This window comes from Stenotrophomonas maltophilia, from assembly GCF_900186865.1.
Classification (GTDB): Bacteria; Pseudomonadota; Gammaproteobacteria; order Xanthomonadales; family Xanthomonadaceae; genus Stenotrophomonas; species Stenotrophomonas maltophilia.
Window position 1 is genome coordinate 1,080,834 of the sequence record NZ_LT906480.1, and the last position, 12,060, is coordinate 1,092,893.

Here is a 12,060-nt window from a genome sequence, read left to right on the forward strand (position 1 = left end):
CTCAATCCACCGCAACGGTCTGCAGGATGGCCCGTGCCAGTGCCGGCCCCGAGCTGGACTCGGCTTCGGCCACGAGGCGATGACCGGCCACCGCCACGAACAGGGTCTGCACGTCCTCGGGCACCACGTGGCCGCGGCCCAGCAGAAGTGCATGCGCCCTGGCCGCGCGCAGCAGCGCAAGGCCGGCACGCGGTGACAGGCCCACGCGCACGCCGGCGTGCTGGCGGCTGCGGGTCAGCAGGGCCTGCACGTAGTCGACCAGCGCATCGCTGGCATGGACCCGGCTGACGGCTTCACGCAGCGCGCGTACCTGGGTGTCATCCAGCTTCGGTACGGCACGTGCGATCAGGTCGCGGCGGTCTGTACCACGCAGCAGTTCGCGTTCGGCCTGCGCACTGGGGTAGCCCATCGCCAGGCGCAGCAGGAAACGATCCAGCTGCGAATCCGGCAGCGGGAAGGTACCGGACAGGTCCACCGGGTTCTGCGTGGCGATCACGAAGAACGGATCGGGCAGGGGATGGGTCTGCCCATCCAGGGTGACCTGCTGTTCGGCCATCGCCTCCAGCAGCGCGCTCTGCGTGCGCGGCGGCGCACGGTTGATCTCATCGGCCAGCAGCACGTGGGTGAACACCGGCCCCGGGTGGAACTGGAACTGGCGGCTGCCGGCCTCGTATACCGAAACGCCCAGTACATCGGCGGGCAGCAGGTCGGAGGTGAACTGCACGCGCTGGAAACTGAGGCCCAGGCTGCTGGCCAACGCATGCGCCAGCGTGGTCTTGCCCAGGCCGGGCAGATCCTCGATCAGCAGATGGCCACCGGAAAGCAGGGCGACGAAAGCCAGCCTGACTTCCGGCACCTTGCCCAGCACCAGTGCGTTTACCTGATCCTGTGCCTCCCGCAGGGCCTGGCGCAGTTGATCGGTTAGCATGCTGGGATTGGGGGACGAGGCTGGCATGATCGTCTCAGGTCTGGAATCCATTCGATTATCCATAGAGCAATGCAGGGCGAACAGCGCGCGCGGACAATATTTCTCTGGTTATGGACGCTGGTCACAGCGGCCAAGCTGGTAGTGGCTGCGCGGCTGCCACTGTTTGTTGACGAGGCGTTCTATTGGCAGGAAGGCCAGCATCTGGCCGCTGCGTATTCGGACCTTCCCGGACTGACCGCGTGGTTGGCGCGCCTGGGTGTGGAGATCGGTGGCCACCATGTGCTCGCGTTGCGCCTGCCGTTCCTGGCCATCGGCGCGCTGCTGCCGTTGCTGGTGGTGCGCACGGCCACGCGCTGGTTCGGCAATGTGGCCGGTTGGCAAGCGGGCAGCCTCACGCTGTTGATGCCGTTGTCGGCGACGCTGGGCCTGCTGGCGGTGCCGGATGTGCCCATGGCACTGGCCGCGGTGATCTGCCTGCACGCCGGTGCGCGGCTGCTGCACAACGTTGATGCATCGTCGGCGATGAAGCTTGCGCTGGGCCTGTCGATCGGTGCGCTCAGTCACTACCGTTTCATCGGTGTCATCGGCGTTGGCTTCATCGCGTTGCTGGCGCTGCCGCAGGGGCGGCGCATGCTGGCCGATCCGCGCGTATGGGTCGCGCTGGCGGTGGGCGTGCTGGCGTGGCTGCCGTTGCTGGCATGGAACGCGGACAACCACGACGCCGGCCTGAAGTTCCAGGTGGTCGAGCGCCATCCCTGGACGTTCGAATGGAACGGGCTGTGGTTCCTGGTGATCCAGCCCATGCTGGTCACCCCGATCCTGTGCATGGCGATGTGGAAGGTGGCGCTGGCCGGTACCCGCAGGGGCGGCGGCACGCGCGTGCAGTGGCGCTACTTCGGCCTGGTCGGGGGCGTATCCACGCTGGGCATCTTCCTGCTGGGCTTCTTCACCGACGTCGAGCGGATCAGTTTCCATTGGCCGCTGCCGGGCTACCTGGCCCTGCTGGTGGCGGTGCCGGTGGTGCTCAACGGCTGGCCACGCTGGCTGCGGCGCACCGGCTGGTGGCTGGCGGGCGCAGGCATGGTGCTGGCGTTCGGCTACTACCTGATGGCCTCCACGCCTGCGTTGCGCGAGCAGCTGGCAGGCAGCAAGTACTACCCGCGCAATTTCGCTGGCTGGCAGCCGTTGGCGATGGCGGTGCGCGAAGAGTTGCAGCAGATGCCGGCGGGCACGCGGGTGCTGGCGGGGAACTTCAAGGTTGGCGCCGAGCTGGGCTTCCAGCTCGGCAATGGCGATATCGAAGTGCTGCCGCATCCGCTCAACGACAAGCATGGGCGCACCGCGCAGCTGGCGCAGTGGGAACTGCTGCATGAGGGCAAGCGCTCGACGCCGATGCTGCTGGTGCTTTCACCCAGCGACCAGCGTTACCGCGATCTGCTGGCGCGCTATCACGCCATCTGCGGACAGGTGGGGCCGTTGCCGGCGCCGCGGGTGGTCAGCAGTGACCATGGCTTCCAGCGTTTCCTGCTGTTCCGGCTGCCGGCGCAGCGCGCGCCCGGGGCGTGCGTGACTCCGGCAATGGCGTGGCTGGATACGCCTTCCAACGGCGAAAAGGTGTCTGGCACGCTGGCGATCAAGGGATGGGCGTTCAAGGATGGTGTCGGCCTGGCACGGGTTGAGGTGCTGGTCGATGGCCGCTCGATGGGGGATGCGCGCTATGGCCGCGCATTCGACGTGCGCCAGACCTGGCCGGACAGCACCGATCCGCAGCATCCGGCGGTGGGCTTCGATGCTTCATTGGACACGAACACGCTGGCGCGGGGACGGCATTGGCTGGGCCTGCGCCTGCACGGTCGCGATGGCAGCGTGGAGGAATGGCAGGAGCAGCCGTTCGAGGTTCGCGGGCGCTGAGGCGGAGCGCGGTCCAGGTGGTCGCGCGCCAGGTTGGTTGCGTGCTCCAGGTTGGTCGGGTGCTCCAGGTTGGTCGGGGGCTCCACGTTGGTAGAGTCGACTGTTAGTCGACTGCTCTTCCAGCCGCCGGCAAAACCCCGCGCTGCGCGCGATGGTCGACTGACAGTCGACGCTACCCGGCTCAGGTCCTACCCGGCCCATGTCCGGCCTGTTTCCGCGATCGGTGCCGGCAGTCAGTGTGTCGCCTTCAGGGCACCGCGAACCCTGCCTGGCGCAGCAACCCGCACAGCGCGATCAGCGGCAGGCCGATCAGCGCGGTCGGGTCGCGGTTGTCGATCGCTTCGAACAGGCTGATGCCCAGGCCCTCGCACTTGAAGCTGCCGGCGCAGTCCAGCGGCCGTTCGGTGGCCACGTAGCGTGCGATCTCCTCATGGCCCAGCGCGCGGAAACGGACCTCGGTCAGATCCACGGCACTGAATGATTCTCCGTCTCGCGTGAGACTGATGGCGGTATGGAAGCGTACTGTCTGCCCGGACATCGCCGCCAGCTGCGCGCAGGCCGCCCCGGCCGTGCCCGGTTTGCCCAGCGGCCGCCCGTTCAGGTCCGCCACCTGGTCCGAGCCGATCACCCAGGCGCCGGGGTGGCGGGCGGCGACTTCGGTTGCCTTGGCCGTGGCAAGGCGCGTTGCAAGGGCCAGCGGCGTCTCACCGTTCAACGGGGTTTCATCCACCTCCGGGCGCGCGCAGTCGAAGGGCAGGCCCAGCCGCTGCAGCAACTCGCGGCGGTAGCGGGAGGTGGAGGCCAGGACCAGTGACATGCGAGAATACCGGGGCAGGGTGCGGCAGTCTGGCCTGTGCGCAGCGCCAGCAGCAAGTGCTGTATGGCGGGCATTTGACAGCAGCCCCCCCGATCCTTAGTATTCAGCGGCTTATGTCCGCGAACGTGCCCGAATCGCTGGATGCTTGGCGGATGGTCGTAGCGCGAAGGCGCTTCGACGGCCAGGTCTCCCTGGCTGAATTGACCCGCCTGCAGGGGCTGGTCGCAGATACCGACGGCGAGTGTTCCTACTCGCTTGAATTCGGTCGCGACGAAGTCCTGCGGGTATCCTATGTGGAACTGACCATCGACACCGCGTTGCCGCTGACCTGTCAGCGCAGCATGCAGCGATTCCTGTTGCCGGTGAAGGTGACCCAGAGGCTTGGCCTGATCCGCGACGAGGACGAGGAATCGTCCCTGCCGGAGGAGTACGAGGCGTTGCTGGTGCCGGAAGACGGCCAGCTGCGTCCGCTGGACCTGGTCGAAGACGAGTTGGTGCTGGCGGTGCCGGTGGTTCCGCTGTCGCCCGACGGTGAAGCAGTCGACAAGGACTGGGCGCCGAGCGAAGAAGAAACAAAGAAGGCCAATCCGTTCGCGGCATTGGCGGCATTGAAGAAACAATAGCAGCCGGATTGTCGTCGGCGGCTGCGGCGAAAGCGAAAGTGTGCTGGGCGCTGGCGTCCTGCGCGACGATACGACGAAGCAAAACGAACCGAGTTTGGAGCAATCCCATGGCTGTGCAGAAATCCCGTGTTACCCCGTCCCGCCGCGGCCAGCGCCGTTCGCATGACGCCCTGAGCGCCAAGCAGCTGTCGACCGACCCGACCACCGGCGAAGTGCACCTGCGTCACCACATCACTGCCGACGGTTTCTACCGCGGCAAGAAGGTCATCCAGACCAAGACCTCGGCCGTCGAAGAAGATTGATGTGCCGGGAAGGCCGCTGCCCCCGGGCAGCGGCCTTTGCCTTCTTTCCCGGGCGTGCCGGTGATCGGCGGCCCGCGCAACAGGAAACATGATGAGCAAGCGGATCTATTCGAGGATCGCGGGCACCGGTAGCTATTTGCCGGAAAAAGTCCTGACCAACGCCGACCTGGAAAAAATGGTCGAAACCTCGGATGAGTGGATCCAGTCGCGCACCGGAATTCGTGAACGGCACATCGCGGCCGAAGGCGAAACCACCAGCGACCTCGGCTACCAGGCCGCGTTGCGCGCACTTGAAGCGGCCGGTATCGACGCTTCGCAGCTCGACATGATCGTGGTCGGTACGACCACGCCTGACCTCATTTTCCCCTCCACCGCGTGCCTGATCCAGGCCAAGCTCGGTGTTGCGGGGTGCCCTGCCTTTGACGTCAACGCCGCCTGCTCGGGCTTCGTGTTCGCGCTGGGCGTGGCCGACAAGTTCATCCGTTCCGGCGACTGCAGGCACGTGCTGGTGATCGGCACCGAAACGCTGACCCGCATGGTCGACTGGAACGATCGCACCACCTGCGTGCTGTTCGGCGATGGCGCCGGCGCCGTCGTGCTCAAGGCCGACGAAGAAACCGGCATCCTCAGTACCCACCTGCATGCCGACGGCAGCAAGAAGGAGCTGCTGTGGAACCCGGTGGGCGTCTCGACCGGCTTCAAGGACGGCGCCAACGGTGGTGGCACCATCAACATGAAGGGCAACGACGTGTTCAAGTACGCCGTCAAGGCGCTGGACTCGGTCGTGGACGAGACCCTGGCTGCCAATGGCCTGGACAAGTCCGACCTGGATTGGCTGATTCCGCACCAGGCCAACCTGCGCATCATCGAAGCCACCGCCAAGCGCCTGGACATGTCGATGGACCAGGTGGTGGTGACTGTCGACAAGCACGGCAACACCTCGTCCGGCTCGGTGCCGCTGGCGCTGGACGCCGCGGTGCGTTCGGGCCGCGTCGAGCGCGGCCAGCTGCTGCTGCTGGAAGCCTTCGGCGGCGGCTTCACGTGGGGTTCGGCCCTGCTGCGCTATTGATAGTGCAAGTTACGACAATGTGAAGTTTTGTCGTTACGGCCCCTCTGGGGCCGTAACGCGTTTAAAGGAGTACACGTCATGGTTGAGCCCATCGTCATCGAAGGGCAGCGCGCCTGGCTGAAGCAGTACGGCAAGGGAAGCCGCGCAGTGGCCCTGGGCCTGCTCAATTTCGTTGCCCGCCGTTTCCATCTGGACGCCCTGCGGCCACCGCCGCACCGTGGTGGTGATGCCGCGCGAGAAACCGAAGCCCGTCGCCTGGGAGAACTGCAGGCGCAGGGCGTGAACGTGCCCGACGTGCTGGGCAGCGGCCACGCCGCGCTGGTGATCGGTGACAACGGCAGTTCGTTCAATACCTGCCTGCGCCAGGCCGATGAGGCCGGCCGCGACCGGCTGGTGATGGCGGCCATGCAGGCCATCGCCGAAGCGCATGCGCGCGGCGCCTATTTCGGCCAGCCGCTGCCGCGCAACCTCACCTGGGATGGGCAGAAGGTGGGCTTCATCGACTTCGAGGAAGATCCGCTGGAAGTGATGGATCTGTCCGAAGCGCAGGCCCGCGACTGGCTGATGTTCGGTTACGGCGTGGCCAAGTACTACGCCGACCGCCCCGAGCAGCTGCAGGCGATGATGGCCGAGGCGATGGGCGAGGCCCAAGCGCCTGTGCGCGAACACGTGCACGCGGTCAGCGGCCGCCTGCGCAGCCTGGCCCGGGTCTGCATGAAGCTGGGCCGTTCAGCGCGCGCGCTGGCGCATTCGATCTTCATCGCCCATGGCGCCAGCACGGCGGGCGTACTGATGCTGGTGGGCCTGTGCGTGGACTTCCTCGCCGACGGCGACCTGGACGTGCTGCAGCTGTTCTGCTGATGGCAGGTTCGCGCTGCGGTAGAGTCGACTGTCAGTCGACTTCCGCGCGCAGCGCGGGTTTTCAGCGGCTGATCGAAGGGCAGTCGACTGACAGTCGACTCTACCTGGGCGGGGCACCGCACCGGATGCCGGGTTGTCCCGCGGCGGCGCTCCATACGCCTGCATACGCGCACGTACAGACGACACAGCGGATTCGCCCTTATCATGGCCCGCTTCGATTGCAACAAGCGGATGACCGCGTGACCGTATCCACCCTCGCTTTTGTCTTCCCCGGCCAGGGCTCGCAGTCTGTGGGCATGGTGGCCGAGCTGGCCGAACTGCACCCGCAGGTGCGTGAAGCCTTCACCGAAGCATCCGATGGTGCCGGCGTCGACCTGTGGGCGCTGTCCCAGGGTGGCCCGGAGGAAATGCTCAACCGTACCGAATACACCCAGCCGGCCCTGCTGGCCGCGAGCATCGGCGTGTGGCGCGCCTGGAACGCCGTGGGCGGTCCGCGCCCGTCGGTGCTGGCCGGCCACAGCCTGGGCGAGTACACCGCCCTGGTCGCCGCTGGCGCGCTGAGCCTGCATGACGGTGCGCACCTGGTGCGCCTGCGCGGCCAGCTGATGCAGGAAGCCGCACCGGCCGGTGTCGGCGCCATGGCCGCCGTGCTCGGTGCTGAAGACCAGCTGGTGCTGGACGTCTGCGCCGAAGCCGCGGGCAGCCAGGTGGTGGTGCCGGCCAACTTCAATTCGCCGGGCCAGATCGTGATCGGCGGCGACGCAGATGCGGTTGACCGCGCGCTGGCGCTGCTGGCCGGGAAGGGCGTGCGCAAGGCCGTCAAGCTGGCCGTGAGCGTGCCCTCGCACACCCCGCTGATGCGCGAAGCCGCCAACCGCCTCGCCGAAGTGATGGCCGGCCTGTCCTGGCAGGCGCCGCAGCTGCCGGTGGTGCAGAACGTGGATGCCCAGGTGCATGACGGTATCGACGCGATCCGTACCGCGCTGGTCCAGCAGCTGTACCAGCCGGTGCAGTGGACCGGTTGCGTGCAGGCGCTGGCCGCCCGTGGCATCACCCAGGTTGCCGAGTGCGGCCCGGGCAAGGTGCTGACCGGCCTGGTCAAGCGCATCGACAAGGCCATCGACGGCCGTTCACTGGCCACCCCGGGCGACTTCGAAGCCGCCCGCGAGGCATGGTCGGCCTGACTCCCCCTGTTCCTGCCGACCGTACCGGTGGCCGCTGCACGCGGTACGGGTACGGCGGCCGCCCCAGCCTGAGGAAAACATCATGAGCAAGCCCCTGCAGGGTGAAATCGCACTGGTCACCGGCGCCAGCCGTGGCATTGGTGCCGCCATCGCCGATCTGCTGGCCGCCCAGGGCGCCACCGTCATCGGTACCGCCACCACCGAATCCGGTGCTGCCGCGATCGGCGAGCGCCTGGCCGCCCACGGCGGTCACGGCCGTGCACTGAACGTGACTGACGCTGCCGCGCTGGACAGCGTGCTGGACGGCATCGCCAAGGAGTTCGGCCCGATCTCGATCCTGGTCAACAATGCCGGCATCACCCGCGACAACCTGCTGATGCGCATGAAGGACGAGGACTGGGCGTCGATCATCGACACCAACCTGACCAGCGTGTTCCGCACCAGCAAGGCGGTCATGCGCGGCATGATGAAGGCACGCAAGGGCCGCATCATCAACATCGCATCGGTGGTGGGCGTGACCGGCAATGCCGGCCAGGCCAACTACGCGGCCGCCAAGGCCGGCATCATCGGCTTCAGCAAGTCGCTGGCCAAGGAAATCGGTTCGCGCGGTGTCACCGTCAATGTGGTTGCTCCCGGCTTCATCGACACCGACATGACCAAGGCGTTGCCGGAAGAAGCGCGCACCGCGCTGATCAACGACATCGCCCTCGAACGCCTGGGTTCGCCGGAGGACATCGCCCATGCGGTGGCCTTCCTGGCCAGCCCGGCTGCCGGTTACATCACCGGCGAAACCCTCCATGTGAACGGTGGCATGTACATGCCGTAAGCAAGGGGCGCAGGGATTGCGCCGCAAGTGGTTGATCTGCTGAGGTTTTTGCTGCGATGCAAGGCCGCGCCGGTTTCCACTACACTATCCCACGGCCATCGCCTTTGATGGCGACCACTTTTGAACCACAACTCCATCTGGAGCGAGATCCCATGAGCACCATCGAAGAACGCGTCAAGAAAATCGTCGTCGAACAGCTTGGCGTCAAGGAAGAAGAAGTCACCAACAGCGCATCGTTCGTCGATGACCTGGGCGCTGACTCGCTGGACACCGTCGAGCTGGTGATGGCCCTGGAAGAAGAATTCGAGTGCGAGATCCCGGACGAAGAAGCCGAGAAGATCAGCACCGTGCAGGCCGCCATCGACTACGTCAAGGCCCACGTCAAGGCCTGATGTCAGACGGCAGTGCGCGTGCAGGTATTTCCTTGCCGCGCACCGCACCCCATGGGGCCGCTGTTGCGGCCCCGTGTGTTTGGGCATCACATCGAAGCAAACCGAGTTACCCGTAGAAATCATCCGGGTCAGGAGAAACAGCAATGAAGCGTCGCGTCGTCGTAACCGGCCTGGGTATCGTCTCGCCGTTGGGCAATGATCTGGCCAGCAGCTGGGAAGGCATCACCCACGGTCGTTCGGGCATCGGTCCGCTGACCAACGTTGCTGATGCCTACGTGGATCGGTTCACCACCAAGATTGCAGGTGAGGTCAAGGGATTCGACATTACCGCCGACAATGAACTGTTCGGCAAGTTCCGGGTCAGCGGCAAGGATGCCAAGAAGATGGACCCGTTCATCCATTACGGCCTCGGTGCCTCGTTCATGGCCCTGCATGATTCGGGCCTGGAGATCACCGACGCCAATGCCGAGCGCATCGGCGCCATCGTCGGCGCCGGCATCGGCGGCCTGCTCGGCATCGAAGAGCAGACCATCGAGTTCCACGAGGGCAAGAAGATCTCGCCCTTCTACGTACCCAAGACCATCATCAACATGCTGCCGGGCCAGCTGAGCATCATCACCGGCCTGAAGGGTCCGTCGTTCTCGGCGGTCTCGGCGTGCGCGACCTCGAACCACTCGATCGGTACCGCGATGCGCATGATCCAGTACGGCGATGCTGACGTGATGGTGGTCGGCGGTGCCGAGCGTGGCTCGTCGCCGACCGCGCTGGGCGGCTTCTGCGCGATGAAGGCCATGAGCACCCGCAACGACGCCCCGGAACAGGCTTCGCGCCCGTGGGACAAGGACCGTGACGGCTTCGTGCTGGGCGACGGCGCCGGCATCCTGATCCTGGAAGAGTACGAACACGCCAAGGCACGTGGCGCGAAGATCTACTGCGAACTGGCCGGCTTCGGCGCCAGCTCCGACGCGTACCACATGACCGCACCGAGCGAGAACGGCGAAGGCGCCGCGCGCTGCATGGTCATGGCCATGAAGGACGCCGGCGTGACCCCGGAGCAGGTGGGTTACCTCAACGCGCACGGCACCTCCACGCCGCTGGGCGACCTGGGCGAGACCATGGCGATGAAGACCGCCTTCGGCGACCACGCCTACAAGATGATGGTCAGCTCCACCAAGTCGATGACCGGCCACCTGCTGGGCGCTGCCGGCGGCGTGGAAGCGATCTTCTCGGTGATGGCGCTGCAGGACAACGTCATTCCGCCGACCATCAACCTGCAGCAGCCGGGCGAAGGTTGCGACCTGGACTACGTGCCCAACGAAGCACGCCAGGCCAAGGTGGATGTGGTGATGTCCAATGGCTTCGGCTTCGGCGGCACCAACGGCACGCTGATCTTCAAGCGCGTCTGACTGGTGCGGTAGGTTGTAGAGTCGACTGTCAGTCGACTGCCCTTCGATCCGCCGCGGTGATCGTTGATGGGAAAGCAGTCGACTGACAGTCGACTCTACCCATCGGCAATCCGACAAACGGATCAACGCCGTGCACCACGGAGCCGCCGCAAGGCGGCTTCCGTGCATCTGATCCCCTGAACTGGCCATCATGACCCACGCACCGCTGATCCACCCGCTGCCGCACCCGATCGACCTGCTGGCTCTGCAACAGCACGACCCGGCGCGTTTCCCGCTGCTGATGGAGTCCACCGCCTCGGGCACCGCCCAGGGCCGCTGGAGCCTGCTGCTGGCCGCGCAGGGCGAGGGCCTGCGGCTGGACGCCGACGGCCAGGTGCGTGACCTGCACGACGCCGTGCAGCCCGGCACGTTCCTGCAGGCGCTGGATCGCGCGTGGCAGGCCGAACGCCTGCCACATGACGGCAGCCACAGCCTGCCGTTCCGCGGCGGCTGGGCGCTGATGCTGGACTATGAAGTGGCCAGCCAGATCGAGCCGGTGCTGCCGGCGCGTGCACGCGAGGACGGCCGTCCGGCCGCGCTGGCACTGCGCTGCCCGGCAGCGGTGCTGCACGACCATCACAACGATGCCAGCTTCGTCATCGCCGAAGCCGGCGAGCAGGCACTGCTGGATGCGCTGGTGGCACTGGCCTCGGCGGCGTTGCCCGACGCCGGGCAGGGCTGGCAGCCGCCGCAGTCGGTGGGCGAGGACGCGCCGCAGCGCTTCACCGACGGCGTGCGCCGGGTGATCGAGTACCTGCGTGCCGGCGACGTGTTCCAGGTGAACCTGTCGCGGCGCTGGAGCGCGCAGTTCGCTGCGCCGGTCAGCCCGCAGGCACTGTATGCACAGCTGCGTCGTGCCAACCCGGCGCCGTTTGCCGGCCTGTTCAGCGCGCACGGCCGCCACGTGGTCAGTTCCTCGCCGGAGCGGCTGGTGTCGGTGCATGCCGGCCATGCGCAGACCCGTCCGATCGCCGGTACGCGGCCGCGCTTCGAGGGCGACGATGACGCCGCGCGTATCCAGGAACTGGTCGGCCACCCCAAGGAGCGTGCCGAGCACGTGATGCTGATCGACCTGGAGCGCAACGACCTGGGCCGCATCTGCCTGCCGGGCACCGTGGTGGTGGATGAGCTGATGACCGTGGAGAGCTATGCCCATGTGCACCACATCGTCAGCAATGTCAGTGGCCACCTGCGCCCGGAGGTCACGCCGGGCGAGGTGATCGCCGCCACCTTCCCGGGCGGCACCATCACCGGCTGCCCGAAGGTGCGCTGCATGCAGATCATCAGCGAACTGGAACAGGTGCCGCGCGGTGCCTATACCGGCGCCTTCGGCTGGCTGAACCGCGATGGCGACCTGGACCTGAACATCCTGATCCGCACCGCTGAAGTGGATGGCCACGAGGTCAGCTTCCGCACCGGCGCCGGCATCGTGGTCGATTCGGACCCGGACAAGGAGCTGGACGAGACCCGCGCCAAGGCTCGCGGCCTGCTGCGCGCACTGGGCCAGCAGGGGTAGTGCCGGCCGCTGGCCGGCAACCTCATTCATCCACGATCCACGCGATTGCCGGTCAGCGGCCGGCGCTACCGGTACCGGCGGGTGCCGTTGTTCCGGTGGGTGCCGACCGTTGGTCGGCACTGGGTGTGTGGCTCTGGTCATGACCCCACATCACCGGCACGGTATCCTGCACGACGGAATCGAGTT

The 12,060-nt window shown here is 66.6% G+C and carries 12 protein-coding genes; 10 read left to right on the forward strand and 2 right to left on the reverse strand.

Annotated features, from left to right (window positions below; genetic code table 11):
* Window position 1: 1 nt before the first annotated feature.
* Window positions 2-955, reverse strand: coding sequence for an AAA family ATPase (locus CKW06_RS05110; RefSeq protein ID WP_024956122.1), 954 nt, complete (start codon window positions 953-955; stop codon window positions 2-4).
* 42 nt (window positions 956-997) lie between these two features.
* On the opposite strand from CKW06_RS05110, the gene CKW06_RS05115 reads away from it, so the two are divergent.
* Window positions 998-2,839, forward strand: coding sequence for a glycosyltransferase family 39 protein (locus CKW06_RS05115; protein WP_024956121.1), 1,842 nt, complete (start codon window positions 998-1,000; stop codon window positions 2,837-2,839).
* A gap of 247 nt (window positions 2,840-3,086) precedes the next feature.
* Here the strand turns inward: CKW06_RS05115 and CKW06_RS05120 are convergent, their stop codons facing one another.
* Window positions 3,087-3,656, reverse strand: coding sequence for a Maf family protein (locus tag CKW06_RS05120; protein ID WP_024956120.1), 570 nt, complete (start codon window positions 3,654-3,656; stop codon window positions 3,087-3,089).
* Between the two features lie 113 nt (window positions 3,657-3,769).
* Here CKW06_RS05120 and CKW06_RS05125 point away from each other — a divergent pair, with 113 nt between their 5' ends.
* The 9 genes from CKW06_RS05125 to CKW06_RS05165 all read left to right on the forward strand — a co-directional run bounded on the left by CKW06_RS05125 (window position 3,770) and on the right by CKW06_RS05165 (window position 11,874).
* Window positions 3,770-4,279, forward strand: a complete 510-nt coding sequence (locus CKW06_RS05125; protein ID WP_012479287.1) for a YceD family protein — start codon at window positions 3,770-3,772, stop codon at window positions 4,277-4,279.
* 107 nt (window positions 4,280-4,386) lie between these two features.
* Complete coding sequence (gene rpmF, locus CKW06_RS05130; protein ID WP_005408308.1) at window positions 4,387-4,581, forward strand: 50S ribosomal protein L32; 195 nt, start codon at window positions 4,387-4,389, stop codon at window positions 4,579-4,581.
* A 91-nt stretch (window positions 4,582-4,672) separates the two neighbouring features.
* Window positions 4,673-5,650, forward strand: coding sequence for a beta-ketoacyl-ACP synthase III (locus CKW06_RS05135; RefSeq protein WP_005408309.1), 978 nt, complete (start codon window positions 4,673-4,675; stop codon window positions 5,648-5,650).
* A gap of 78 nt (window positions 5,651-5,728) precedes the next feature.
* Entirely contained in the window at window positions 5,729-6,511 is a 783-nt protein-coding gene (locus CKW06_RS05140; protein ID WP_005408310.1) for a BUD32 family EKC/KEOPS complex subunit, read from the forward strand.
* 239 nt (window positions 6,512-6,750) lie between these two features.
* Complete coding sequence (gene fabD, locus CKW06_RS05145) at window positions 6,751-7,695, forward strand: ACP S-malonyltransferase (protein WP_024956119.1); 945 nt, start codon at window positions 6,751-6,753, stop codon at window positions 7,693-7,695.
* An 82-nt stretch (window positions 7,696-7,777) separates the two neighbouring features.
* Complete coding sequence (gene fabG, locus CKW06_RS05150) at window positions 7,778-8,521, forward strand: 3-oxoacyl-ACP reductase FabG (protein ID WP_005408312.1); 744 nt, start codon at window positions 7,778-7,780, stop codon at window positions 8,519-8,521.
* Between the two features lie 152 nt (window positions 8,522-8,673).
* Window positions 8,674-8,913 carry an acyl carrier protein gene (gene acpP, locus CKW06_RS05155; RefSeq protein ID WP_005408313.1) on the forward strand — a complete coding sequence of 80 codons (240 nt, stop codon included), beginning with the start codon at window positions 8,674-8,676 and terminating at the stop codon, window positions 8,911-8,913.
* 143 nt (window positions 8,914-9,056) lie between these two features.
* Window positions 9,057-10,319, forward strand: coding sequence for a beta-ketoacyl-ACP synthase II (gene fabF / locus CKW06_RS05160; RefSeq protein ID WP_005412446.1), 1,263 nt, complete (start codon window positions 9,057-9,059; stop codon window positions 10,317-10,319).
* Between the two features lie 190 nt (window positions 10,320-10,509).
* Window positions 10,510-11,874, forward strand: a complete 1,365-nt coding sequence (locus tag CKW06_RS05165; RefSeq protein WP_024956118.1) for an aminodeoxychorismate synthase component I — start codon at window positions 10,510-10,512, stop codon at window positions 11,872-11,874.
* Window positions 11,875-12,060: the final 186 nt, after the last annotated feature.

What these genes read in the sequence shown, in the direction of transcription:
- CKW06_RS05135 (WP_005408309.1), top strand. Translation starts at nt 4,673, where the DNA reads ATGAGCAAGCGGATCTATTCGAGGATCGCGGGCACCGGTAGCTATTTG.
- fabG (WP_005408312.1), top strand. Translation starts at nt 7,778, where the DNA reads ATGAGCAAGCCCCTGCAGGGTGAAATCGCACTGGTCACCGGCGCCAGC.
- CKW06_RS05140 (WP_005408310.1), top strand. Translation starts at nt 5,729, where the DNA reads ATGGTTGAGCCCATCGTCATCGAAGGGCAGCGCGCCTGGCTGAAGCAG.
- CKW06_RS05165 (WP_024956118.1), top strand. Translation starts at nt 10,510, where the DNA reads ATGACCCACGCACCGCTGATCCACCCGCTGCCGCACCCGATCGACCTG.
- fabF (WP_005412446.1), top strand. Translation starts at nt 9,057, where the DNA reads ATGAAGCGTCGCGTCGTCGTAACCGGCCTGGGTATCGTCTCGCCGTTG.
- CKW06_RS05115 (WP_024956121.1), top strand. Translation starts at nt 998, where the DNA reads ATGCAGGGCGAACAGCGCGCGCGGACAATATTTCTCTGGTTATGGACG.
- CKW06_RS05125 (WP_012479287.1), top strand. Translation starts at nt 3,770, where the DNA reads ATGTCCGCGAACGTGCCCGAATCGCTGGATGCTTGGCGGATGGTCGTA.
- CKW06_RS05110 (WP_024956122.1), bottom strand. Translation starts at nt 955, where the DNA reads ATGCCAGCCTCGTCCCCCAATCCCAGCATGCTAACCGATCAACTGCGC.
- acpP (WP_005408313.1), top strand. Translation starts at nt 8,674, where the DNA reads ATGAGCACCATCGAAGAACGCGTCAAGAAAATCGTCGTCGAACAGCTT.
- CKW06_RS05120 (WP_024956120.1), bottom strand. Translation starts at nt 3,656, where the DNA reads ATGTCACTGGTCCTGGCCTCCACCTCCCGCTACCGCCGCGAGTTGCTG.
- rpmF (WP_005408308.1), top strand. Translation starts at nt 4,387, where the DNA reads ATGGCTGTGCAGAAATCCCGTGTTACCCCGTCCCGCCGCGGCCAGCGC.